Raw genomic sequence first — 25,857 nt, 5'->3', positions numbered from 1 at the left:
TTTTTGTGCTTTTGATTATTCATCTTCAGTTTGTAATTGCTCCCATTCGATAAAAAGGTCATCTACTTCATGACGTAGTTTCTCTAATTGTTCGTTAACAGAAGCGGCACGTTCATGGTCTTGATAAACGTCAGGGTCGAGTAATTGATTTTCTAATTCAGAGATATGCGTTTCCTTTTCCTCGATATTGGCCTCTAAATCTTCAATCTTTCGTTTGCGCTGACGTTCTTTACGTTTTGCTGCTTTGTCTTGTTCAAACGCTTGTTTAGCATCTTGTTCGTGAGGTTTCTTTTTGCTATTTCCTTTCGCTTCATGTCCCATTTCTTCTTCTAACTTCAATCTTTCACGTTCCGCATTTTCCCACTTTTTTGCGACATAATAATCGTAATCGCCTAAATAATCATCAATTCCTTGTGGAGAAACTTCAGCGATGCGTGAGGCCATGCGATTAATGAAGTAACGGTCGTGAGAAACGAATAAAATCGTCCCAGGGTATTCGATTAGTGCGGATTCGAGTACCTCTTTACTATCCAAGTCTAAATGGTTGGTCGGCTCGTCCAAAATTAACAAATTCGCTTTTTTCATCATCAGTTTTGCAAGCGCAAGGCGTGCCTTTTCACCGCCACTTAAGTCTTGGACCGATTTTAATACATCTTCTCCGCTAAACAAGAAGTTACCGAGGACCGTGCGGATATCCTTTTCAGGTGTGAGTGGATAATCATCCCATAATTCATGAAGCACATCTTTATTTGAGCGGAGGTTCGTCTGTTCTTGGTCGTAATAACCGATTGTGACATTGCTTCCGTAACGAATGTTCCCTTCTTTCAAGGAAAGGTTTCCATTGATCGCTTTAAGAAGAGAAGTTTTTCCGATTCCATTCGGTCCAATCAAAGCGACACTTTCCCCACGGTTGAGGTGTAAGTTCACGTCTTGGAGAATTGTTTCATCACCGTAACCGAGTGCTGCCTTTTCGATAGAAAGTACGTCGTTTCCACTTTGTTTTTTAATATCAAATTGGAATTTTGCTGAAGCGAGATCACCTTCAGGGCGATCGATCGTCTCCATTTTTTCTAATTGTTTGCGTCGACTTTGGGCACGTTTACTCGTTGATGCACGTGCAATGTTTTTTTGTACGAAATCTTCTAAACGTTTGACTTCCTCTTGATGTTTTTCAAAACGCTTCATTTCTTGCTCGTATTGTTTTGCTTTCTTTTCAAGGTATGTTGAATAGTTTCCCGTGAACTTTGTCGTTTTTGTTCGTGAAAGCTCATAAACGTTGTCGACAATTTTATCGAGAAAATAGCGGTCGTGAGAGACGAGTAAGATCGCTCCACTGTAATTGTTTAAATAATTCTCCAACCAAGTGAGTGTTTCAATGTCTAAGTGGTTGGTGGGCTCGTCGAGAATCAGTAGGTCAGGTTTTGTTAAAAGCAGTTTCCCGAGTGCAAGGCGGGTTTTTTGTCCACCACTTAATGTATTGATGGGGGTATCGTAATCACGATCATCGAAATGAAGACCAGATAACACGCTGCGGATATCAGCTTCATATTGGTATCCACCTTCATCATTGAAACGAACTTGAAGTTGATCATAATCAGCAAGTAGCTTTTCGTAAGCTTCGTTGCTTTCAAATGATTGCGGATCGCTCATTTTCTTTTCCATATTTCTTAAGTCCGACTCCATTTTACGAAGGTGTGAAAATACACTCATCATCTCGTCCCAAATTGACTTTGTTGATTCAAGGCCTGTATTTTGTGATAAGTAACCAATTGTGACGTCTTTCGGTTTGATGATTTCACCTGAATCATAAGGGAGTTCTCCTGTGATGATTTTTAAAAGTGTTGATTTTCCTGTACCATTACGTCCGACGAGTGCAGTTCGTTCACCTGTTTGGACTTCTAATTTCACATTCGATAAAATGGGTTCAACACCGAACGATTTATTTAACTGTACGCATTGTAATAAGATCATATTTTCACCTTCACATTTTGACGTTCATCATTATCATTGTCCTTAATAAAGTGTACATGACAATGTCGAAACCTAGCAACTTTTCATCTATTGATAAAGATGCATGACAATTTTGTAAAAGGTGTTGTACAATAAAAATTAGAGAAGAAGGGAGAGAGATTTGTGGCATCGTTTACCCATTTTAATGATCAAGGGCGGGCGAAGATGGTTGATGTGTCGGACAAGCAAACGTCCACACGTACAGCCGTTGCTCACTCAAGTATTCGTGTGAATAAGGAAATTTATGAGCGTGTACAAGAGGGGAAAATCGGTAAGGGAGACGTACTTAGTGTTGCGCAAGTTGCTGGTGTTATGGCAGCGAAAAATACATCTCAGTGGATTCCAATGTGTCATCCACTTAATTTAACAGGTGTTGATGTCACGTTTGAATGGGACGAACATCAAGAGGGAGACTATGAATTGCAGATCGATGCGACGGTGAAAACGAAAGGTCATACAGGCGTCGAAATGGAGGCGCTAACAGCAGCATCTGCAACAGCACTTACTGTGTATGATATGTGTAAAGCAATCGATAAAGGGATGATCATAGGTCCTACCTACTTAGTTGAAAAAACAGGCGGAAAAAGTGGGGACTTTCAAAGAACGACATAAAGGGGTACCACTTCAATCATAAATCGAAGTGGTGGATGATTAACAAAACGTGTGTGTCTTTATTTTGGGGAGATAAACATGTGCGTAGATTTGGAGGCGAGTTATGGATATTGATCAAACGAAGATCCCTCAAGCAACTGCCAAGCGTTTGCCTTTATATCATCGTTTTCTCGAAAGCTTGTATGCATCAGGCAAGCACCGCGTATCTTCGTCTGAATTGAGCGAAGCTATCAAAGTTGATTCAGCCACAATCCGACGTGATTTCTCATATTTTGGGGCGTTGGGAAAAAAAGGATATGGATATAACGTCAATTATTTGCTTTCCTTCTTTCGGGATACGCTTGATCACGATGAACTTACCAAAGTAGCACTTGTTGGTGTTGGTAATTTAGGAACCGCATTTCTAAACTATAATTTTACAAAAAGTAATAACACGAAAATCGTTATGGCATTTGATGTAGATGAAAACAAAATTGGTGAAGTGATTAGTGACGTACCGGTTTATCATTTGGATCAATTTAAAGAAAAGATTAGCCAAGGTATTGAAGCAGCTATTTTAACGGTTCCTTCAAATGCCGCCCAAAGTATTGCCGATCAAATATGTGATGCAGGTATCAAAGGGATATTGAACTTCACACCAGCGCGTTTGTCTGTGCCAGACGATGTGAGAATTCACCATATTGATTTATCTGTAGAGCTACAATCTCTCATTTATTTCTTACGTCATTATCCTCTCTAACACGCATTAAGATAACGAAGGCTGACTCTTATGAAAAGGGTCAGCTTTCGTTATGGAACCATGCATACAAATGGAAGACGTGATATATTGGGGATGTCATTACTTCGATAGACGAAGGATTGGAGAAGGTCGAATCATGAAACGAATACCACATAAGTGGCTTGTTGTCATTTCAGTATTATTTGGAACGTTTACAGTTATTTTAAACAACAGTATGCTTAACCCCGCCATCCCTCACTTTATGGAAGTTTTCGACGCAGATGCTGTATCTACAGGATGGGTAATCACGATTTTTATGGTTATGATGGGGGTGACAATGCCCTTAACCGGGTACCTAGGGGATAAAATCGGGAAAAAACAATTGTTTATTGGCGGTCTATCGTTATTTGTGATCGGTTCACTTCTTGGCTCATTTTCATGGAACTTACCATCGTTAATTGCATTTCGTGGTTTACAAGGGATCGGTGGCGGTTTTATGATGCCGCTGTCGATGGCTTTGATATTTGAAGTGTTCCCTCGTGAGGAGCGAGGTTTGGCGACAGGTGTATGGGGAATCGCTGCGATGATGGCACCGACGATTGGACCAACACTGGGTGGAACGATTGTAGAGATGGGCTCGTGGCAATGGCTATTTTTATGTAATATCCCTACTGGCATTTTAGGTATTATTTTTTCAGCCATCGTTTTAAAATCACCAGCGAGTGAAGGTGAACTTCGTTTTGACTTAAGTGGATTCGTCTCAGTAACAATAGGAGTCGGAGCGATTTTAGTCAGCCTCGGTCGGATATCAGAACTAGCCCATTTACAAGACCCATTGAATATCATCCTTATTTTGATAGGGGGCATCAGCCTTTATATCTTTATCAAAATTGAACATCGAAAAGAACAGCCTCTTCTCGATTTATCGATTTTTAAAGTCTCTGCTTATAGTGTCAGTGTGTGGGTAGGAGTAACCAGTTCGGTCAGTTTGTTTGCAGGAATATTTTTAATTCCTCTTCTTATTCAAACAGTATATGGCTACGATGCGATTGTTACAGGTCTCATCTTTTTACCAGCTGCGCTACTCACTGGTTTAGGCATGACTGTCGGAGGGCGTATTCTTGACCGTAAAGGCCCCACATTGGTTGTAACATCGGGCCTTGTCATTATGACGGTTGGTACATTGTTATTTGGGTTTATTAGTATGCAAACGGCTCTTTGGGTGATTTTTGCTTTAAATGCCATGCGAGGTCTTGGTATGGGACTTAGTCAAATACCGGCAACGACAGCTGGTATGAATGCGATTCCGGAAAAATTTGTCTCAAGAGGTTCTGCGATAAACAACGTATTTCGACAAATGAGTTCAGCACTTGGTATTGTGTTTATTTCTGTTTATTTTGAAGTGCGCCGTGCACATGTCATGTTGACAAATGGTAGTATCGAAGAGGCGAGTTTACAAGCGATTCAAGAAGGATTCATTTTAGTAGCTGTACTCACATTTTTATCGATTCCAGCAGGCTGGTTGCTTGGCAGAAAGACGAAAGAGGCGTTAACAGAAGGAGTCAACTAACAATGTGGGTGATGAGATTTGAAAAAATGCTGTGCCAATCATGGTTTTACCCATGTAGCACAGCATTTTTTGTTACTTTTTCTTTCGACCTGACCGGAAAAATCGAATCGAAATGAAATAATCCATCGTAGCAACAGCCATTAGAACGATCGTTAATATATCCCAACCGTCGGTACGGGAATTTTGCTGGATTGCTAGGAAGAGAAAGAGTGAACCGATGAAAAAGTATAAAAATCCCCAAGATTTAGGTGATTGATTCATAAAAAGAAACCTCCAATAAAGGCTTGCATTTCTTCTAATTGATCTAATTGTTTTTCAAGGTCTTCTATATGGTCGCGGAATACGACTTGTACGAGCATAACGAATGAATTGATCCCGACGTGTGCAATAATTGGTACAATAATTCGTTTTGTTTTGACATAGAGAAAGGAAAATGCCACACCCATTGCAAAATAAACGAGTAAGTGCTCAAAATCCATATGAATAACAGCAAAGATGAGTGCACTAATCGCAGCTGAAATCCAAAATCCAAAACGTTGATAAAGTGAACCGAAAATGACTTGGCGGAAGACGATTTCTTCAACAATTGGTCCGATCACTGCAACAGCAATAATAAGAAGCGGAGCCGCGATCGCCATTTCAACGATCATATCGGTGTTTTCTGAGCCTGGTTCAATCCCTAATGCTGTCATTTGAATAAGGATTGCCACATATTGTGCACCGAAGGCGATAAAAATTCCGAGGAAGGACCAAAGCGCAGTTTGACCAGTGCTAGCTCGGCCTTCAATTTGATGTCTTTCCTTGATTGTCGGCATTAGCAACCAAACCATTATGAGGAACCCTAGCGTAAAGGCAGTAAAAATAGACAAGCCTTCAAGCTCTTGCATCGTATTAGCAAGTCCAAGCATGCTAATGATTGGTGCAATGACAATCGGTGATAACTGCATGAATATAAACGTTAAAATAATCAACCAATATCGTTTAGACAAAGATCATGTCCCCTTTATTTATCTTTCTTATCGTTCGTATACCCTTTAACAATATGCAGGATCGTCACACCGTTATTATTGTATCATAGTTCGTATGGTTACAATGAATAAAACGATATGAAAAAATGATCAAGGATTGAGTATAAAAATTAAAGCGCTGTCGATAGTAGGATGGGAACATTAAAAGATATAACAAAAAATGAAGGTTTACCAAATAATAAAAAGGGAATAAACAACATCGTGTCCGCAAACGACCTTCATAGAAAAATTCTAAAGTAAAGGGGTTGAAAAACAGCCCAAAAATCATTATGATTATAAATGTATTAGCACTCGTTACCACCGAGTGCTAACAATGACTTTTTAATGTATGCGCTACCGACTAAACGTAACGTTTATCGATGAAGCGCATTTGATATTGATTACTTAAAGGAGGTTTTTTTGATGTTAAAACCACTTGGAGATCGTTTAGTGATTGAATTGGTTGAACAGGAAGAGACAACAACAAGCGGTATTGTTCTTCCAGACTCCGCAAAGGAAAAGCCACAAGAAGGTAAAGTTGTTGCTGTAGGCTCTGGTCGTCTCACTGACCAAGGTGAACGCGTAGCACCAGAAGTAAAAGAAGGCGACGCGATTATTTTCTCAAAATACGCAGGAACAGAAGTGAAGTACGAAGGTAATGATTACTTGGTTCTTCGTGAAAGCGACGTTCTAGCGGTTATCGGTTAATTTAAGTAAACCTTAGCCATTTTCGGCTACATACAATTCAAACAGGAGGTTGATGAACATGGCAAAGGATATCAAGTTTAGCGAAGAAGCACGTCGTTCGATGAAAGACGGTGTTGATGCACTTGCAGATACGGTAAAAGTAACACTAGGACCAAAAGGACGTAACGTTGTTCTTGAGAAAAAGTTTGGTTCTCCACTCATCACAAATGATGGTGTTACAATCGCAAAGGAAATCGAACTAGAAGACAACTTTGAAAATATGGGTGCGCAACTCGTTTCTGAAGTTGCAAGCAAAACAAATGACATCGCTGGTGACGGTACAACAACAGCGACAGTACTTGCACAATCGATGATTTCTGAAGGTTTGAAAAACGTAACATCTGGTGCGAACCCAATGGGTATCCGTCGCGGTATTGAAAAAGCGACAAACGCAGCAGTTGAAGAGTTGAAAAAGATCTCTGAGCCTATCGAAAGCCGTGAATCTATTGCACAAGTTGCATCAATCTCTGCGGCTGACGATGAAGTAGGCGGTTTAATTGCTGAAGCGATGGAACGCGTAGGTAACGACGGCGTTATCACTGTGGAAGAATCTAAAGGATTCGATACAGAGCTAGAAGTCGTAGAAGGTATGCAATTCGACCGTGGCTATGCATCTCCATACATGGTAACTGACTCTGACAAAATGGAAGCGGTTCTTGAAGATCCGTACATTTTGATCACTGATAAAAAAATCTCTAACATTCAAGAAGTACTTCCTGTTCTTGAGCAAGTTGTTCAGCAAAGCAAGCCAGTTCTTATCATCGCTGAAGATGTTGAAGGCGAAGCATTGGCGACACTTGTTGTGAACAAACTTCGCGGTACATTCAACGCAGTAGCTGTTAAAGCTCCTGGATTTGGTGACCGTCGTAAAGCAATGCTTGAAGACGTTGCAACACTTACTGGCGGAGAAGTGATCACTGAAGATCTTGGACACGACTTAAAATCTGCGAACATTACACAACTTGGTCGCGCAGGTAAAGTTGTTGTTACAAAAGACAACACAACAATCGTTGAAGGAAGCGGAGACGCAGCGGCAATCTCTAACCGTGTAAGCCAAATTCGCAGTCAAATTGAAGAGTCAACATCTGATTTTGATCGTGAAAAACTTCAAGAGCGTCTTGCAAAACTTGCAGGCGGCGTAGCTGTTGTGAAAGTCGGCGCGGCGACTGAAACGGAAATGAAAGAGCGCAAGCTTCGTATCGAAGACGCATTGAACTCTACGCGTGCAGCAGTTGAAGAAGGTATCGTATCCGGTGGTGGTACGGCACTTGTGAACGTCATCAATGCAGCGAAAGCCGTTGAAGCAGCTGATGATGAAGCAACAGGTGTGAACATCGTTGTTCGTGCACTTGAAGAGCCAATCCGTCAAATTTCACACAACGCTGGACTTGAAGGTTCGATCATTGTTGAGCGTTTGAAAGGCGAAGAAGTAGGAAACGGCTTCAACGCAGCATCAGGCGAGTGGGTAAACATGGTGCAAGCTGGTATCGTTGACCCAACAAAAGTTACTCGTTCAGCACTTCAAAATGCAGCAAGTGTATCTGCTATGTTCTTAACAACAGAAGCAGTGATCGCTGACCAGCCTGATGAAGATGGCGGCGCAGCAGGCGGCGGCATGCCTGACATGGGCGGCATGGGCGGAATGGGCGGCATGATGTAATAAGAAAAGCGCAAGCGCCTTGATCACGAGCGACGGGCACTGGAAGGACTTTGATAGAAGCCGCTTTTTGGCTTCAGAAAAGGCCTGAAGTGACCCCGAGCTCGTAGGCGCTGAGCTGGACAACTTCCACATGGATGTGGTGGCTTAGGCGTTGCAACAGGACGTTGCGGTTTTAGCCTAAGTTCCTTAATCCAGGAAGTTGGTCACCCGGACTAGAGAGCATCGCGTTTCCCTAGTCCGAGATCCGCTCTATCCCCATTGCAATATAAGGATTTGTTAGTAAGGTGAGAGTGTAATGCTCACATTTTGCTCACATTGAGGATTTTAACGGAGGCTTCTCATGAGTTCGCTGAACTTTTGGGAAGCTTCTTTTTTATTTCTTAGACGTTACGTGGAAAAAATAAAAGACCATCCTGCCAAAGCGGTGACTGGAAGTAATGCATGATATAATATATGGAACGTCGATGTATTATTTATAGCAATGTTGGTATATATACATTCTAAAATGGTAACTCGCCATTATCTTTTAGTGTTATATTTTGGTTTGATTTCTTGCTATCTGTAAGAATGTTATCATCCTCGAACTTATCCGAAATAGTTACATGACATTTAGGACAATCAATGAATACATCATTTAGGTGAAACCCTACATATCCATGAGTACATTCTTGTATTTCAAAAATTGTTTCCCAATCCACCTCAAATTCATAATTACATTCTTTACAATATAATACACAAGTACCGAAGTCTTCTGTTTCGTTAAATCTTTTTTTATTTTTCCTTTTTTTCTTTCCCATATGAAACACTCTCCTTATAATAAGCCTAACTTTCTTACTTTATTTTCACAATTAAAATTACTCTAAACGGAGTTAAAAACAGGAGTATACTATTAAACAGACGCTATCTTGGCTTTAAGTGGCAAAAAAACTGTAGGCAGATATCCGTTACTTGAAGATAATACGTGTTATTTTCTGGCAGTGGACTTTGATAAAAAACAATGGCAAGATGATGTACGTGCATTTATTGAAACCTGTAAAAACTTAGATTTACCATATCACATTGAACGTTCCCGATCAGGGGAAGGGGCTCATATTTGGTTCTTTTTTGAAAAGGCAATAAGTGCTTCGTTAGCCAGAAAGTTAGGGATGGTTCTATTATCGAAAACAAGTGAAAAACGCTTTGAAGTTGGAATGGATTCCTTTGATAGAATGTTCCCTAACCAAGGTCTATTACCTAAAGGTGGTCTTGGCAATTTAATCGCTCTCCCATTACAGAAGCAAGCAAAAATGAAAGGGAATAGTGTGTTTGTAAATGATTCATTGCAAGAATATCCGAATCAATGGAAATATCTATCGGAGATAAAAAAGATACCTGAAAAAATCATTTTACAAATAGTGACAAACTTTTCTGAGGAAGAAAGCTCTATTAAGGTAAAAGAGAAAGTTGAGAATATTAATTTTCCCGAAGAAGTTACGATCGAATTAAATGAGGGTATTCAAATTCCTAAGACTTTATTACCAAGTATGATTCTAAATGAATTACACAAACTTGCAACGTTTGGAAACCCGGAGTTTTTCAAGGCGCAAGCAAAGCGTTTTTCCACTTATCGAATTCCTAGAATGATTGATTGTGCACAGGTTGAGGACAATATGCTTATACTACCAAGAGGTCTATTGGAAAAAGTGGAGGAAATTTTCACTGAATATAAAATCCCTCTTAAAATAATAAACAACCAATTCGTAGGAAAGTCCATTGATGCTAAGTTTCATGGTCAACTTACGATCCAACAAGAGGAAGCAGTTACTTCTATGGCTAATTATGACACAGGAGTATTAGCAGCAGATACTGGATTTGGAAAAACGGTGACAGCTGCATCATTAATTAGTAGAAGTGAAACCAATACACTCATCATTGTGCATCGAAAACAATTAGTTGAACAATGGAAAGAGAGATTATCAACTTTTTTAAACATCCCAGTAAAAGAAATTGGTCAAATTGGTGGTGGGAAAAATAAACCAACCGGTAACTTAGATATATCTACAATTCAAACTCTTAATCGTAATGGTTTAATAAAACCTGAGTTACAGCATTACGGGCAAATTATCGTAGATGAATGTCACCACATTTCTGCTGTTAGCTTCGAAAAGGTATTAAGAGCCGTTCGAGCAAAAAAAGTGTATGGTTTAACAGCTACGCCAGTTAGGAAAGATGGGTTGCACCCAATAATATTTATGCAATGTGGACCTATAAGATATAAAACGAATAATAAACAGCAAGCTAATATTCGCCCGTTTAAACAAATCCTTGTTAAAAGAGAAACATTAATGAAAACGGAGGAAACGGATATACAAGCTATATATTCTTTATTATCCACCAATAAAGAACGAAACGAAATGATTTTTAATGATGTTCTACAAGCTTTAGATGAAAGACGATCGCCTATAGTGTTGACGGAACGTTTAGACCATGTAAATGAGCTATATGCTCTTTTCAAGGGACATGCCAAAAACATCATTGTATTATCAGGAGCTATGAAGAAAAAAGATCGGCAACAGGCACTAAAAAAATTAATGAAATTACCTGATAGTGAGGAAAGGTTGTTAATTGCAACAGGAAAATATGTTGGAGAAGGGTTTGATGACTCAAGATTAGATACACTCTTTCTAACTATGCCAATCTCTTGGAAAGGAACATTACAACAGTATGTAGGACGGCTTCACCGCAATCATAGTGATAAAAAAGAAGTGAAAGTGTTTGATTATGTAGATTCAAATGTTGATGTTTTGCAGAAAATGTTTGAAAAGCGATTAAAAGGATATAAAAATATTGGTTATAGCCTAGATGATGAAAACAAAGAAAAAAGCCAACAAGTTCAATTATTCTAGTCGTTTGAAGTAAGACAAATGATTTAAATAATATAAGACTCTACTGTATGCCCTTGGTAACACTCTATAAAGTAAGTGAACATCTACACTAAAAACAGTTTTTCGAAGATTTCAGATATTACTGAAACTGCGGAAATAGATTAGAGTAAATGAGTAAATGTATACTCTTTACCAGATGTTTTGGTTAAAATTGATTTAGAAGGTGTATTCAGAGGAGCACGGTATTCTCAATCTAAGTATGTTTGAGTGAGAGAGGAGAAGCCAATGTTCGAACAAATTAATCAAAAAAAAGCTCTACTAGATGCGAACCGACCATTACCGAAATATACAGTCAAAAGTCTACGTGAAAAGGTATTACTCGAATGGACGTATAATACAAATGCGATTGAAGGAAACACGTTAACGATCAACGAAACGAAGGTAGTTCTAGAAGGGATTACTGTTGGTGGAAAAACGCTACGTGAGCACTTGGAAGTTATTAATCATCGTGATGCGATTCACTTTGTAGAGGAGATTGTACAAAAGGGTGAACCTTTGTCAGAGTGGCAAATTAAGAATCTACATCGACTAGTGCTAAAAGGAATTGATGATGAATACGCTGGTGTATATCGAGATCAGCAAGTATTTATCTCTGGTGCTAAACATATACCGCCAGCTCCTTTCCTCATAAAAGAAGAGATGGAGAAGTTGATGGCATGGTATGAGCAATCAGAAACGAAAAAAATGCATCCTGTCGCTCGTGGAGCTATGTTACATGCTATTTTTGTTGGAATTCACCCATTTATTGATGGGAATGGTCGGACATCACGTTTGTTATTAAATTTAGAACTCATGAAAGATGGTTTTCCGCCGGTTGTCATTAAAGTCGATAATCGCTTAGCTTATTACGAAGCATTAGACAAAGCGCATACACAAAAAGAATATGATGACTTTATTAAGTTAGTAACAACCGAAGTAGAAGATTCATTAAACCTATATTTAAGTACAATAAATAAAAACACTTAATAAAATATATAGTAAAATTGTCAGCTTAGGATATATACGTCTACATCATTTTATCTGCGTTGCTCACATTTTGCTAACGTAATCAAGTACAAAACGGTCAATTCACGTTAAAGATGTTACAGAAAAGATTTAATAAAACCTTGATATACCGCACTCTACGCACACAGCGTGTAAGGTATTACACACTCTCACCATAGGGGCGGCATGATGTAACTTCCACATGGAAGTGGTGGCTTAGGCGTTGCAACAGGACGTTGCGGGTTTAGCCTAAGTTCCTTAATCCAGGATGTTAGTCATTCGCACTTGAGCGCATCGCGTTGCGCTTTTAGTCCGAGATCCGCTTTATCCCCATTCCAATATAAGAATTTGTAAGTAAGGTGAGAGTGCAATGCTCACATTTTGCTAACATCAGGTATATAAAAGAGGCTTCTCATTAGTTGATTAAACTTCTGAGAAGTCTTTTTCATTTTGCTTATATTAAGAGGTAATGCATTATTAATAACAGTTACCTGATGATTTACAATCACAGTTCTTCGTATAAGGGGCAGGTTGAGTAATTCTTGTATTGCGTAGTAGTCTAAATACTGCGCAACAAAGATAAAGCCTTACTACAGAAGAGGTACTGGTAGTAATGCTTTTTGCACCAATAAGAAGCCATCGTTTCATAACTTCGTTTCTTTCGCGGGAAGCCCACTACTAGGCGCATCTGAAAATTAGTTGAATGTGCAGGTAAGTGTATTTTTTGTTAATATCTACTAATGATATAATGAATTATTAAATTAGAATTATTTGGAGGAACTATGCTTACATTTGATCAAAAACTTGCAATTATCGAGTCTTTCCCAGAATTAGAACGCCGCGATGTATCGCTAAATCGTGTTAATTTTCATTATGTGGGAGGCGACAGTGATAAAAAAAATGTCGTATACCATTTGCATCCAAACGGAAATGGGTTTGTTTATGCTGCAACACTTAAAGTACCGAAAAAAGATCCTAAAGGGATGGTTAATATCCGTGATTTTTCAGAAGAAGAATTACGTTCGATCATTGAACGCTCAATTGACTCTCTGCAATCAAACGCAGTTAGTGAAGTAGAGGAAACTCTTCAAAATATTGATGAAATATGGATGGACAAAGAAGGGCATAAGCTTACTATCATTTTTGAAGGTGACATGTGGAACGTCTATGCAGGTGAAAAACTAGACGGAACGTTTCCATCGTATAATGAAGCGAAGCAATATTTACTTGAAGAAGGATTTAAGCCGAAGCGAAAGTTTGATAAACGAATGAATTAATATTATTAACAAGGCAGAGATGGCCAGCAATGTGACCATCTCTTCCGTCCTTTCTCATTCTTTCGTGTAAGGATTTTTTATTTGTAATAAATCACTACAATAATTATACGAGCACAATAGCTGAATAAGATTTACGCTTTTCCCTATTAACAGTAGACGTTATACTGTGCAGCAAAGAACTTCATCATTAGGGGACTTTTTGAAACAATGGGTTTAATGTCGCAGGTTAGTAAAAAAGAGATGTTAATGTTTACAACATATCCTTTACTTATAATTTTTTGTGATTTTAAGACTCTAATTCATATTTTGAAATGACAGATAGGGATGCTTTAGTGGAAGAGAGGAGTGTTTCCATATCTCATTTCCTTTTTCAACAAACGATTTATTTCAATACGAAAGTAGTATAAAAGTATTATTAGTAGGCGATACCTACACGTGATTTTATATAATCGTTTTCTTTACGGTATTGGAAGCGGTTTCTCATTCGCGTTTCTGAGCTGATTTAATGAACGCCAGAGTGTATTTCGCATTAAATGTTTGTATTTAAGGATAATGATTGGAATGGAAGACGGCGATTCCCTAAGGATTAGCGCCGTCTGAAGGTCCACCAACTCCGGCGAGTATTATCGAGCCGGAGTTAGCTGAAGACAAGCCTTTGGGAAAGCGTCCGCCTGTAGTTTGCTTACCAAAAGAGTCTACGTGAAAAGGTATTTCTCGAATGGACATATAATACAAATGCAATTGAAGGAAACACGTTAACGATCAACGAAACGAAGGTAGTTCTAGAAGGAATTACTGTTGGTGGAAGAACGCTACGTGAACACTTGGAAGTTATTAATCACCGGGATGCGATTCACTTGGCAGAGAGTAGCTCTAAAACGGGCTACTCTTTTTGTATTTAACAGACAACTTAAGAGGCGGTTCTCCTGTATCACAAAGAATGTGGAGTCAGATAGGAGGCCGTACCTGAAAATAAGGGGATCACCCTATGTCATCTTTCTTAATATTTCATTTATTATATAAGTTGTTAAATAAAATTGTTAATTAAAGATCGTTACCCACAGGGTGGGGGTGTGGTCTCTGGCGCTTTATTTTTGTTTAAGCTGTGTTAATCTTGGCTGTTTCTAACGTGATCCTTAACAGAAGCAAACATTAAAGTACCTGTATATTAGCTTTAACTTGCTGAGATGTTCAACTAAATTAGACGAATTTTTAGTAATGATTTGACTGATTAAAGGGGATAGGAAGAATGTTAAAACGCTTTGTACCAGCAGCGGAATGGTTATCAAACTATAGGAAGGATGATCTTGCAGGAGACTTCCAAGCGGGCCTTATCGTTGCTATCATGTTAATTCCTCAAGGTATGGCCTATGCTATGCTCGCAGGACTACCTCCTGTTGTTGGTTTATATGCTTCGACAATCCCTTTAATTCTTTATGCATTGTTAGGCACTTCTCGTCAATTATCAGTAGGTCCTGTAGCTATGGTTTCTCTTCTTGTCCTCACGGGCGTATCGACGATAGCTGAACCTGGGACAGAGGAATATATCAGTTTAGTTATTCTTCTCATGCTGATGATCGGTGTCATACAATTATTAATGGGGATATTTAAACTCGGGTTTATTGTTCAATTTATTTCACATGCCGTTATTAGCGGTTTCACCTCTGCAGCCGCTATTATTATTGGCGTCAGTCAATTGGACCATTTATTTGGCATCAGTTTTAGCGGAGAGGGAAATGCCGTATTAACGTTCATTGAAGCAATTCAGCGAATAGGAGATATTCATCCGATCAGCTTTTTAATAGGAACTGTAAGTATTTTGCTTCTCCTCCTTATAAAGAAAGTATCACCCAAAATACCAGCCCCTCTCATTGTTGTTTTTCTCATGATTTTAATTGTGAATATATTCCAGTTAAATGAAGCAGGAGTGAACATAGTAGGCGAAGTGCCTGATGGGTTGCCTGTATTTTCAGTTCCAAATATAAGTTTCGATTTAATACTGACATTATTGCCTATAGCCGTGACCATTTCGCTCATTGGGTTTATGGAGTCAATTGCCATGGCCAAAGCAATAGCAGCAAAGGAGAAATACAAAATTGTGCCTAATAAAGAATTAATTGCTTTAGGTACTGCGAATATAGGTGGATCATTTTTTTCAGCTTATCCTGTTACCGGAGGATTTTCGAGGTCTGCTGTTAACTACCAGTCAGGAGCAAAAACACCACTGGCCAGTATGATCAGTGCCGGTATTATCATCCTATCTTTATTGTTTTTTACAGATGTTTTTTATTTTTTACCTAACCCAGTTTTAGCGGCAATCATATTAGTTGCAGTATACGGTTTGATTGATATTAAAGAAATGAAAAACTTATTCAAGGTGAGTCGCATAGACGGCTGGGTATGGCTGACTACCTTTACAGCAACTTTATTATTAGGGATAGAAGAAGGGATATTGATAGGGATTGCTTTTTCATTAATTATTTTGATAGGTAAAAGTGCGTTTCCTTACATTACTAAGTTAGGTTTTTCTGAGAAAAGTAAGCAATATGAAGACCTGCGTGTACAACCTCAAGCGAAAGTTAAGCCGGGTACAGTCATTGTTAGGGTTGATTCCTCTTTGTATTTTGCCAATGCTCCGTATCTAGAAGAAAAGTTAAGAAATATATTGGTAGACTTAAAAGATGGCGACCGCGTTATCCTGGATTTCAGAGGTGTCAATTATATTGATGCTACAGCTCTTCACAGCATGGAAGAGATCATTGAAGAGTCCCAAACTGCTGGAATCTCGATTGTATTTGCCGACCTTAAAGAGGGAGTCCTCGAGAAGTTTGAAAAAGCTGGTTGGAATGAAAGATGGGATCAACCGTTTCATTATGTAACAATTGATCATGCAATAACTTCAATTGAAGAGAAAAAACAAAGAGAAATCTGAGCTACAAGATTAGAATGCAAAATTAAACCACTCTCCAAGTCTTTATAAAGATTTGGAGAGTGGTTTTTTAGTACAGACTTTTTATGAAAGGCAGTTTTCTAAATTTAAGTAAATAACGGAATCAATGTCCGGAGCGACCGAGAAAGTGAACGTGACGCCACATTTCGCCACCTATCTTTCCTCCGATTTTATCAAAAACAACAAAGTTTACGAAAAGAGCCTTCTAAAAAACGCCTCTCTTAAATGAAAGCGTATACAAATAAGGGAATTCACCGATGGTACGTTCACAAAATTGACACTATTATGGACTTATAAACATAGTTAGCACTTTGGGAACAGTGGGAACCGTTAAAATAATATTGTGAGGAGGAAACGGTAATGAAATCACATTTTAAAATTTTAATCATTGGTGCAGGCAGTGCTGGAATTAGCGTTGCATCACGATTGTTGCGTCAATCAAGTTCTTTTAAACATGACATTGCTTTAATTGATCCGGCTATGAATCATTTTTACCAACCGCTTTGGACGCTCGTTGGAGGTGGTGCAGCAAAGAAAGAGGCCTCAAAAAGGGATATGAAATCAGTCATACCATTTGGTGCTCACCACATTCAACAAGCTGTCGTTGAATTTGATCCTGATAACAATGAAGTACGAGTAGATGACGGTCAAACAGTTAGTTATGACTATTTGGTCGTAGCTCCTGGTATTGAAATTAATTGGGATGGGATAAAAGGCTTGAAAGAGACGCTCGGGAAAAATGGTGTATGCAGCAACTATTCGTATGAGCATGTAGATTACACTTGGGAGACAATACGTAATTTTAAAGGCGGAAAGGCTGTTTTCACCCATCCTAATTCCCCGGTTAAGTGCGGAGGCGCTCCGCAAAAAATCATGTATTTAGCGGAGGATGCTTTTAACCTTCATGGTGTACGCGAGAATACGGAAGTCACGTTGTGTTCTGCAAATCCAGGAATCTTTGACGTAGAAGAATATAAGAGGGCACTTGAAAAAGTAATCGACCGTAAACGGATAAAAACGAACTTCAGAACAAACTTGACTGAAGTCAGAGGGGACAAGAAAGAAGCGGTGTTTGAAAATCTAGATACAGGTGAGGTTTTTACAACCTCCTTTGACATGATGCATGTCACTCCGCCGATGAAGGCACCATCTTTTCTAGCCGACAGTCCACTAGCTAGTGAAGAAGGTTGGGTGGATGTACACAAACACACTCTTCAACATGCGAAATATGACAATGTCTTTGGCTTGGGTGATGCCAGCAATCTGCCTACTTCCAAAACAGGAGCAGCGATTCGAAAACAAGCACCTGTGGTGGCAAATAACATCATATCACATTTAAAGGGTGCTCCCATGGAAGCCTCTTATGACGGATATAGTTCTTGTCCAATCGTTACTGGATACCGTTCGTTAATTTTAGCCGAATTCGATTATTATAAAGTACCAACAGAATCGATGCCGTTTAATCAGGCGAAAGAACGTCAAAGTATGTATCACTTAAAGAAAGACTTTCTTCCGATTATTTACTGGAATGGCATGTTAAAAGGGGTTATGTAACTGACGGTGAGCCAACCCTTTTATACTATAGTAAGGAGTGAATGCGATGACGAAGCAGGCAGAAGAAAAGAAACCACTGTGGGCTGAAACGCTGGAAAATCCCGACGTACAAGAGTCAATGACGTATTTGCTGAATAAGTTGCCTGAAATCCAAGCTTCTGTGGAATCGCTAGATCAGATGGTCCAATTTGGTCAGCACACGTTCGGTGATCGTGCATCAATGGATTATTTGGAGGAGCAGATAAGTCTGTCTTCGATTGATCAGGAAAGTTTAGAAGCGTTAGTAAAATTGATCGGGAAAATGCCAGTTTTACTTAAACTGGTAGAACGAACCGAAGAGATTGTAACATTTGCAGAAAGTGTTTGGAATGACGAAGAATCCCTATCATATATTTCCGCATCTATCAATGAGCACTCTCTCGCACAAAAAGGGAAAGAGTTGTTGGAAAAGGCTGATGAAATTCAAGCTCGTGCAGAGGAGATGAAGGGGGGACATATTTCAGTCTTTACTGTAATGAAATGGATGAAAGATCCAAGTGTCCAAAAGAGTTTGCGTTATGCTAAAGCGACTCTGGAAGCTATAAACACCAAGTAATAATTCTTAAGTAGTTTTCGTAGTTGATGGGAGGAGTGGGGCGAAATCGTCCTTTCCATATTATTTAACACTAAATAATCAAATGATAAGAGGGGAGTTTTTCATATGTTACTAAAATATTTTTATGACACGAAGTTAGCACAGGCTTCATACATGGTTGGATGTCAGGCGAAAGGGGAAGCGGTTATTGTCGATCCAGCGAGGGATATTGAACCTTACATTGAAGCAGCGAAGACGGAAGGGCTAGAAATTGTTGGGGCTTTAGAAACACACATCCACGCTGATTATGTTTCAGGTGCTCGTGAAATGGCTGAACGTCTCAATGCAAAGCTTTATGTATCAGATGAAGGTGATGAAAATTGGAAATATGAATATGTAGATGGTCTTCCGCACCAGCTAGTGAAGAACGGGGATCGATTCGAACTTGGTAATTTGACGTTTGAAGTTATGTATACGCCAGGTCATACCCCAGAAAGTATCTCTTTTCTCCTAACGGATGGAGGTGCGAATGCCAATGAACCGATCGGAATCTTTACTGGGGATTTCGTATTCGTCGGAGATATTGGGCGTCCCGATCTATTGGAGAAAGCAGCTGGAGTTGAAGGAACCTCTTTGTCTGGTGCCTATGATATGTTTGATTCATTAGAACGTTTCAAACAATTACCTGACTTCCTGCAAGTTTGGCCTGCTCATGGAGCGGGAAGCGCATGTGGAAAATCATTAGGCGCTGTGCCTTCCTCAACGGTAGGGTATGAAAAGCGATTTAATTGGGCGCTCAAATACAATGATAAAGAACAGTTTGCCCAGGACTTAATTGAAGGTCAACCTGAGCCACCTGTATACTTTGCTGTGATGAAACATGTGAATAAGGTGGGACCTGCCCTTTTAAGCAACCTTCCTGAACCTGAAGAACTAAAAGAGGTTTCTGAAGTCGAAACAAAAATCACAGAAGGCACGCAAGTGATTGATACGCGGGATCACCAAGCTTTTGCTCAGGAGCATATTCCTGGATCGATCAACATTCCATTTGGCGGATCGTTCCCAAATTGGGCTGGATGGCTTGTCGATTATCATCGTCCGTTAACACTATTGATTAGTAAAGATCAATCACTGAATGAAATTAGTACAGCTTTGCAATCTGTTGGCATAGACACTACTGACACTGTCATGGAAGCAGAGACCGCTCTAGCGCAAGCTGAGAAGACAGAAAGCTATCCTGAAATACATCCTGAAGAAGCTGAGACTAAAGTTAAAGAAGGAGAAGTTCACGTGATCGATGTTCGGAACTTATCTGAATATAACGATGGTCATATTAGTGGATCGCAACATATTATGCTCGGGACCTTGCCAAACCGAATGCAAGAAGTGCCTGACGACAAAAAAATTCTCATGCAATGTGGTTCAGGTCTTCGTTCTGCTATTGCCTGCAGTATATTACAAGCTAATGGTGTAAAAGATGTTGTCAATCTAACTGGTGGGTATAATGCTTGGATAAACCACCAGCACATAAAAACTACTTCAAATTAATGGGATTGATTTAAAAACAGCCGTTGCACACAAATGTGATGCAACGGCTGATCGTTCTTTTACCCTTTCTCTCCGTTATCCGTTACAATATAAGTATAGGGTAATATCAAGTGAGGTGATGGTTGCTATGAAACCTTTACATTTGGAAGACCGTTATTTAAGACAAATCTTTGAAAATATTCAAGATGGTGTCCTTATCATGGACCATGAAAGAAACATCTTAATGATGAATCCAGCAGCGAGAGATTTAACAGGTTGGCGGTTATTTGATCAGGTTCCTTATTGCAAGTTTTGCCAAGAGCGAAAAGTGGAACCAGGTGAAAATCGCTGTTACTTAATAGAGCAAGAAAAGGTTCCTTATTTTAAATCGCAAATGCCGACTTATCTGGGAGTAAAATTAGAAGTGGAAATGAGCACAGCTTTAATTTATGAAGACAATGAATCTCGTTCTAAGGAGTATTTGCTTGTCCTCCGTGATCAACGTCAGAAAAAACGAGAAGAAGAAATACGCTTGTCGAAATGGATGATTCAGAAACTCATCGAAGCTAAAGAAACCGAACATCAACGATTAGCTCAAGAATTACATGATGGTGTCGGTCAGTCCTTATATTCAATTTCTGTAGCTTTGCAAGCTGTAGAGTCATTTGTAGAAGATGAGCGGGTGAATCAATATGTTCATGAGGTACGCAATGAATTAAACAGAGTCATGGCCGATGTGAAGGCTTACTCCTCACAACTTAGACCTAAAAGTCTCGATCGTTTAGGCCTCGTCGCAGCTGTCGAAGATTTAATCGAAACGATGAAAAAAAATCACCCCCAGACAACTTTTACATTTCATTCTAATATATTTTCTCGTCTGCCTGCCGATGTAGAAATTAATCTATATCGTGTGATTCAAGAGGCTTTGCATAACACGAGTAAATACGCAAAAGCAACGAGCGTAAAAGTTCTTCTTGAAGAGAGATGCGACGGCCTATTTTTAAACATCTATGATAATGGAATCGGTTTTAATAGAAACGAATATGAACATAAAGGACTAGGCATGAAGCACATGGAAGAGCGAGTTGATCAAATAGGAGGGGTTTTCCGCTTAGAGTCTGCACCTGGAAATGGCACTTCGGTGTTTATTCACACCCCTTTGGAGGAGGGATGGCAATGATAAAAGTGTTAGTTGTGGATGATCATGCCTTGATACGTCTTGGAATTGTGATGTTACTAGAAGCAAATAACACCTTTGAGGTGGTTGGACAAGCTAGCGATGGAGAAGAAGCTATGCAGATCGCTTCGGTTGAACAACCAGATGTTGTTCTACTTGATATTTCTATGCCCGAGGGACTTGACGGTTTAACATCTGCCGAACGTATGAAAAAGGAGTTTCCGGATATTAAAATCATCTTCTTATCGATGCATGATGAAGAGGCCTATATTAAGAAAGCGGCGGAACTAGATGTGGAAGGTTTTATTCTGAAAAAGAGTGACAGAAGCGATATGCACGAAGCAATCAAACATGTTATGAGTGGGAAAAGATATTATAAAGTTGGTCTGTCTGATGAACAGATGAATAGACTTTTTCAAAGTAGGGGCAAAAGTTTTTCTATCCTTTCCATGAGGGAGAAAGAAATTGTTCGTCTGACTGTCCTTGGTTACACAAATAAACAGATTGCAGAACGCCTCATTATAAGTCCTAAAACTGTAGAAACTCACAAAACCAATATCATGAATAAACTTGACATTCAAAATAAAAGTGAGCTTATCCAGTATGGGATAAAAAACTTAAATGTCATTTAAGGTACCTGTGTATGAAATAAACAATATCGAATCACCTTCGTGAAATAGAATGTGGAGGAGAAGAGGATGAAAAAAGACCCCAGCGATTGTATGTAGTAAAATGAAGCTACTCGACAGAAAGCCTTTCTTCAGCTTAAAAAATTCGAATCAGCTCCTCCATTGGTTTGAACATCACTGTGTACCCTTGGCTCGTTGTAAATGTCGCTTCTGCTAATAGCATTCACTCCCTTTCTTCCATCAACTTTAAAAAAGAAAGCGATAGAAGAATCATCATCAAGGTGGAAGGAAGTGCGACGATAATGGTAACTGCTTGGAGAGTAGTAAGCCCTCCGATAAACAATAAAGCAGCAGGGGGGATGGCTAAGGCAAACGCCCAGAATAGACGGTTCCATCTAATAGGGTCGTTATTTAATGATCGTTGTGTGACGGCAGCGATTAAATATGAAGATGTATCATATGTCGTTGCGGTAAAAACAATCGCTAGAATTGTAAATAAGGTGACCAAGAGATTTCCCAAAGGTAGAGAATGTATGATTGAGATAATCGCTTCGTTGGCTTTTCCTTGTTCGATGATAGATGTAATGTCTAATTGACCTGTCAATTGTAAAGAAAGTCCATAATTTCCTAAGATGAAATAAAAGAGCCAGCAGCCTAAAGGGCCGAGTATTATTGTTCCTAGAATCATTTGCTTTATCGTTCGTCCTTTTGAAACCTTTGCGATGAATAAGCCAACAAATGGGGCGTAGACGATCCACCAAGCCCAATAGAAAACCGTCCACTTTTCTGGTAAACCAGACTGCCCGATAGGATCCATCCATGTATTTAATCGAAAAAAATTGTTTGCAATAAGCCCCACACTACTGGTTGAAACTTCTAAAATAAATACTGTCGGACCTAAGATAAAAACGAGAAGAAGGATGAGAAAAATTAAATAGATGTTCACGTTACTAAGGAACTTTATTCCTTTTTCAAGCCCGGCAAAAACACTGAATGCAAACAGGGCCGTGCAGATAAATAAAACCCCTAAATCTAGTATGAAGCTCCTTTCGATTCCAGTGATTTTCGCCACACCTGCAGACATCATTGGAACACTAATCCCTAAAGATGTCCCTGATGCTCCGAGCAAGCTAATCACAAAAAATAAATCTAAAGATTTTCCAATCAGTCCATCACTATGCTGCTTTAAAATAGGACTACATGCTTCACTAATTTTCAAAACTGGGCGTTCCTTCACGTGATACAAGTAAGCAATGGGCAAAGCAGGTAGTCCATATATAGCCCAGGCCGTAGGTCCGTGGTGAAACAGTCCATATGCCGCACTCCATTCAATAGAAGATGGAGTATGGGGAAGAAAACCAAATAGGGGTTCGTTCATGTGATACCCCCATTCAATCGTGCCCCAGAACAAAATGCCAGACCCAATCCCCGCACAAAAAATCATCGCTAACCAGCTGACATTTGAGAACGCTGGAACATCGTTTTCTTTTCCAAGCTTGATTTTACCAAAACGGCTAAACGCCACCCATATTAAAAACAATAACGAACACAAACCAATCCACAAATAGATGATGCCTAACGCTTCGTTTATCCGAACTCGTAAAGAGTCAAATAAGAGGAAAATTTGGTCTGGATATAAAAAGATGGACGCACATATTCCAATTAAAAACAAAATCGCTATAAAGAAAAAAGGCCAATCAATGGTCGACCTCTTCATGCTAGAAGCCCCCTTAGCGTTAACATTATTAATACATAAAAATGAATATGTGGACAAGAAGGAGGATATGATTTTAGTTATTAAGCTAGTAGGGACTATCTAAGGGAGATTTACGTGACTAAACGATCTCTAAAGCCCCTGGCTTGGACAACGAAAAATAAATTCGTTAGACTAAGAATCAAAGGGGATGTTGAGAATGAAACGACGAACTTACTCAAAGTTTAGTGAACCTCATTCCTTGTAAATATGCTAAAATAATAGGTAAGAAATGTCGGCTATAAGGAGCTAATTTTATGAAACTTTGGTTGAAAAAAATATCAGTTGTCCTTATTACGTTAATGACAGTCGGGATGTATATCCCGCCAACCTATTTAGATGGAAATGCAGAGAGCAGTAAGGCCGTTTCTGATAGTGAAGATCAAGGAGAAGCATTAGCGGCCGAACCGAATGCAGTGAATACAGAAGAGAGCCTTGATGAAGATTCTTCTATAGAAGAGGCATTTGCTGACCTTGATTCGAATACATATGTCATCGATGCTTTATCGGAACAAGCAGTTGATTATACGATGGCTAAACTAGGTCCTAAAATTATTGAAAAAGTCGAAGATGATGTCATGACAACCATATTGCCAAACATAGAAGAAGTTCTTGAAATGCTTTTACATGAAGAAGACCCTGAGAAACTTAAGTATCTCTCTATTTCTGAGCTCGGTTCATCACCTTATGGAGAAAAGATATTCCACCTTTATGACGACCTTAGTGAAGAAGAAATAGCAATGTTTCACGTCCGGCGTGATAAAAAGCCGAAGGATGGTTACTGGTTTAATTTCCACTACCATTTAAGTGATGATGATTTTGAAGAACACTATAATATCGGTGATGTATATTGGGATAAAAACACGCCGCCAAAGTGGATGTCATCATAATAAGTTAAGGCAGGTTCCTCAAAAAATGGGGAGCCTTTTTTTAATTTAAGTCACAGGCATTGCCTGAAATTATTGGGGAAATGATCTCCTCGTTTTTATAAAAGAAAACACCTGTAAATAGGAATTGTTACGATTTAATTTCATATATATTAAAGGAAGAAAAGAGTAAGCGATCATTAGGGAGTGGTAAAAGAATGAAAAAAATCCCGGTATTTGTTTTAAGTGGTTTTTTAGGGAGCGGAAAAACAACACTTTTAAAGCAATTACTCAGAAGATGTGATGAGAAGGGAGTTGCTCCTGCTGTCTTAATGAATGAGATAGGGGAGGCAGATATGGATGGAGAGATTATTCTCGAAAAAAATCAACAACAAATCATGGAAAAGTTATTGGATGGTTGTATTTGCTGCAGTAAAAAAAGTGAAGTTTCCGATTCGATCAAAAAGCTCCTTGAAAATAAGCCAGATGTAATTTTTATTGAATTGACCGGAGTGGCAAATCCGGAAGAAGTAGTAGATTCTTTGACTGAACCAGAACTAATCGATTGCCTTTATTTAGAAAAAGTAATAACTGTCCTAGATGGCGAGAATATTCTTGAGTATAACAGTATTTTTGAGTCCGTTCGAGAACTAGTTCAAACAACCCGAAGACAAATAGAAGTTGCTGATATATTAATATTGAATAAAGTAGATTTGATTTCAGCGTCTCATAAGGAGAAAGTAAAGAAAGTAATTAAGAAACAAAATGCAGAATCACCTGTTTATTTTACTTCTTATAGTGAAGTCGATTTAGACATCTTGTTAGAAAATGTAAATGTGATCGATAATAAAATATCATTACACAAAAATAACTATACACATTCTCAACGCGAAAATAAGCATCATCACAACCATGAACATAAACATCACCGATCCTATTCACGAATAAATACCATTATATTGGAATTTAATCAACACACGAAACAAGCTAAAGTGGATAAATTCTTAAAGAAGTGGCAACCAAATTTGTTAAGGGCAAAAGGATACATCCCTTTAAAGGATAGGTGCTACTTACTACAACACGTAATGAAAAGAACTTACTTGGAACCGGCAGAATATAAAGGAAGACATTACTTAGTGATGATTGGTATAGACTTAGATACTAATGAAGTAGAAAGTGAATGGGCAAAATTGAATGTATAAGAATAGAAGACAACAAAAGAATTTTCTTTTGTTGTTTTTTATCGGAGGTAAACCGTAATTATTTCGATTTAATGTCATAGCCGTTGCTTGTCTTCCATATGTTTTCAGTAAATATA

At 38.9% G+C, this 25,857-nt stretch carries 21 protein-coding genes and 1 pseudogene; 17 read left to right on the top strand and 5 right to left on the bottom strand.

From position 1 onward, the window contains the following. Positions 1–15: 15 nt before the first annotated feature. Positions 16–1,971, bottom strand: coding sequence for an ABC-F family ATP-binding cassette domain-containing protein (locus HNQ41_RS03745; protein ID WP_184663066.1), 1,956 nt, complete (start codon positions 1,969–1,971; stop codon positions 16–18). Between the two features lie 162 nt (positions 1,972–2,133). Here HNQ41_RS03745 and moaC point away from each other — a divergent pair, with 162 nt between their 5' ends. From moaC to HNQ41_RS03730, 3 genes are all read left to right on the top strand, one after another. After that, a complete protein-coding gene (gene moaC, locus HNQ41_RS03740; RefSeq protein ID WP_184663065.1) occupies positions 2,134–2,622 on the top strand; it encodes a cyclic pyranopterin monophosphate synthase MoaC in 489 nt (162 codons plus the stop codon). A 103-nt stretch (positions 2,623–2,725) separates the two neighbouring features. Further along, on the top strand, positions 2,726–3,361 hold the full coding sequence (locus HNQ41_RS03735) for a redox-sensing transcriptional repressor Rex (RefSeq protein WP_184663064.1): 636 nt from the start codon (positions 2,726–2,728) through the stop codon (positions 3,359–3,361). A 136-nt stretch (positions 3,362–3,497) separates the two neighbouring features. Next, on the top strand, positions 3,498–4,910 hold the full coding sequence (locus HNQ41_RS03730; protein ID WP_184663063.1) for an MDR family MFS transporter: 1,413 nt from the start codon (positions 3,498–3,500) through the stop codon (positions 4,908–4,910). A gap of 72 nt (positions 4,911–4,982) precedes the next feature. Here the strand turns inward: HNQ41_RS03730 and HNQ41_RS03725 are convergent, their stop codons facing one another. After that, a complete protein-coding gene (locus HNQ41_RS03725) occupies positions 4,983–5,171 on the bottom strand; it encodes a DUF4305 domain-containing protein (protein WP_184663062.1) in 189 nt (62 codons plus the stop codon). Further along, complete coding sequence (locus HNQ41_RS03720) at positions 5,168–5,899, bottom strand: CPBP family intramembrane glutamic endopeptidase (RefSeq protein ID WP_184663061.1); 732 nt, start codon at positions 5,897–5,899, stop codon at positions 5,168–5,170. Before HNQ41_RS03720 ends, HNQ41_RS03725 begins: the two co-directional genes overlap by 4 nt. Positions 5,900–6,340: 441 nt before the next feature. On the opposite strand from HNQ41_RS03720, the gene groES reads away from it, so the two are divergent. Together groES and groL are read left to right on the top strand one after the other, a co-directional pair. Next, positions 6,341–6,625, top strand: coding sequence for a co-chaperone GroES (gene groES, locus HNQ41_RS03715; protein ID WP_184663060.1), 285 nt, complete (start codon positions 6,341–6,343; stop codon positions 6,623–6,625). A 58-nt stretch (positions 6,626–6,683) separates the two neighbouring features. After that, the gene (gene groL, locus HNQ41_RS03710) at positions 6,684–8,324 is read left to right on the top strand and encodes a chaperonin GroEL (RefSeq protein ID WP_184663059.1); all 1,641 of its coding nucleotides are present in this window, start codon (positions 6,684–6,686) and stop codon (positions 8,322–8,324) included. A 500-nt stretch (positions 8,325–8,824) separates the two neighbouring features. Here groL and HNQ41_RS03705 read toward each other — a convergent pair whose 3' ends face one another. Next, on the bottom strand, positions 8,825–9,121 hold the full coding sequence (locus HNQ41_RS03705) for a hypothetical protein (RefSeq protein ID WP_184663058.1): 297 nt from the start codon (positions 9,119–9,121) through the stop codon (positions 8,825–8,827). A gap of 108 nt (positions 9,122–9,229) precedes the next feature. Here HNQ41_RS03705 and HNQ41_RS03700 point away from each other — a divergent pair, with 108 nt between their 5' ends. The 10 genes and pseudogenes from HNQ41_RS03700 to HNQ41_RS03660 all read left to right on the top strand — a co-directional run bounded on the left by HNQ41_RS03700 (position 9,230) and on the right by HNQ41_RS03660 (position 21,923). After that, entirely contained in the window at positions 9,230–11,209 is a 1,980-nt protein-coding gene (locus HNQ41_RS03700; RefSeq protein WP_246421472.1) for a DEAD/DEAH box helicase, read from the top strand. A 264-nt stretch (positions 11,210–11,473) separates the two neighbouring features. Continuing rightward, positions 11,474–12,214, top strand: a complete 741-nt coding sequence (locus HNQ41_RS03695) for a Fic family protein (protein WP_184663057.1) — start codon at positions 11,474–11,476, stop codon at positions 12,212–12,214. Between the two features lie 800 nt (positions 12,215–13,014). Further along, the gene (locus tag HNQ41_RS03690; protein WP_184663056.1) at positions 13,015–13,509 is read left to right on the top strand and encodes a hypothetical protein; all 495 of its coding nucleotides are present in this window, start codon (positions 13,015–13,017) and stop codon (positions 13,507–13,509) included. Between the two features lie 689 nt (positions 13,510–14,198). After that, a pseudogene (locus HNQ41_RS16600) lies at positions 14,199–14,375 on the top strand (Fic family protein); the annotation flags it as partial. Positions 14,376–14,758: 383 nt separating this feature from the next. Continuing rightward, positions 14,759–16,441, top strand: coding sequence for a SulP family inorganic anion transporter (locus HNQ41_RS03685; protein ID WP_184663055.1), 1,683 nt, complete (start codon positions 14,759–14,761; stop codon positions 16,439–16,441). A gap of 378 nt (positions 16,442–16,819) precedes the next feature. Continuing rightward, positions 16,820–18,013, top strand: a complete 1,194-nt coding sequence (locus tag HNQ41_RS03680; protein WP_184663054.1) for an NAD(P)/FAD-dependent oxidoreductase — start codon at positions 16,820–16,822, stop codon at positions 18,011–18,013. Between the two features lie 46 nt (positions 18,014–18,059). Continuing rightward, positions 18,060–18,608, top strand: a complete 549-nt coding sequence (locus HNQ41_RS03675; RefSeq protein WP_184663053.1) for a beta/alpha barrel domain-containing protein — start codon at positions 18,060–18,062, stop codon at positions 18,606–18,608. 105 nt (positions 18,609–18,713) lie between these two features. Further along, the gene (locus tag HNQ41_RS03670) at positions 18,714–20,135 is read left to right on the top strand and encodes an MBL fold metallo-hydrolase (RefSeq protein WP_184663052.1); all 1,422 of its coding nucleotides are present in this window, start codon (positions 18,714–18,716) and stop codon (positions 20,133–20,135) included. A 127-nt stretch (positions 20,136–20,262) separates the two neighbouring features. Next, positions 20,263–21,294, top strand: coding sequence for a histidine kinase (locus HNQ41_RS03665; protein ID WP_184663051.1), 1,032 nt, complete (start codon positions 20,263–20,265; stop codon positions 21,292–21,294). Continuing rightward, positions 21,291–21,923: a response regulator gene (locus HNQ41_RS03660; RefSeq protein WP_246421471.1), complete on the top strand. Its 633-nt coding sequence runs from the start codon at positions 21,291–21,293 to the stop codon at positions 21,921–21,923. The genes HNQ41_RS03665 and HNQ41_RS03660 overlap by 4 nt, the downstream gene beginning before the upstream one ends. Positions 21,924–22,143: 220 nt before the next feature. Here HNQ41_RS03660 and HNQ41_RS03655 read toward each other — a convergent pair whose 3' ends face one another. After that, the gene (locus tag HNQ41_RS03655) at positions 22,144–23,637 is read right to left on the bottom strand and encodes a BCCT family transporter (protein WP_184663050.1); all 1,494 of its coding nucleotides are present in this window, start codon (positions 23,635–23,637) and stop codon (positions 22,144–22,146) included. A 293-nt stretch (positions 23,638–23,930) separates the two neighbouring features. Between HNQ41_RS03655 and HNQ41_RS03650 the strand changes: the two genes are divergently transcribed. Both HNQ41_RS03650 and HNQ41_RS03645 read left to right on the top strand, forming a co-directional pair. Then, positions 23,931–24,563, top strand: a complete 633-nt coding sequence (locus HNQ41_RS03650; protein ID WP_184663049.1) for a YpjP family protein — start codon at positions 23,931–23,933, stop codon at positions 24,561–24,563. A gap of 194 nt (positions 24,564–24,757) precedes the next feature. Further along, positions 24,758–25,741 (top strand): CobW family GTP-binding protein, encoded by a 984-nt coding sequence (locus HNQ41_RS03645; RefSeq protein WP_184663048.1) that lies wholly within the window; start codon positions 24,758–24,760, stop codon positions 25,739–25,741. The last annotated feature ends 116 nt before the right edge of the window (positions 25,742–25,857 follow it).

This window comes from Texcoconibacillus texcoconensis, assembly GCF_014202575.1.
In the GTDB taxonomy this organism is placed as follows: domain Bacteria; phylum Bacillota; class Bacilli; order Bacillales; family Salisediminibacteriaceae; genus Texcoconibacillus; species Texcoconibacillus texcoconensis.
The sequence above is the reverse complement of the archived record's forward strand: the minus strand, read 5'-3'. Positions and strand labels throughout refer to the sequence as shown.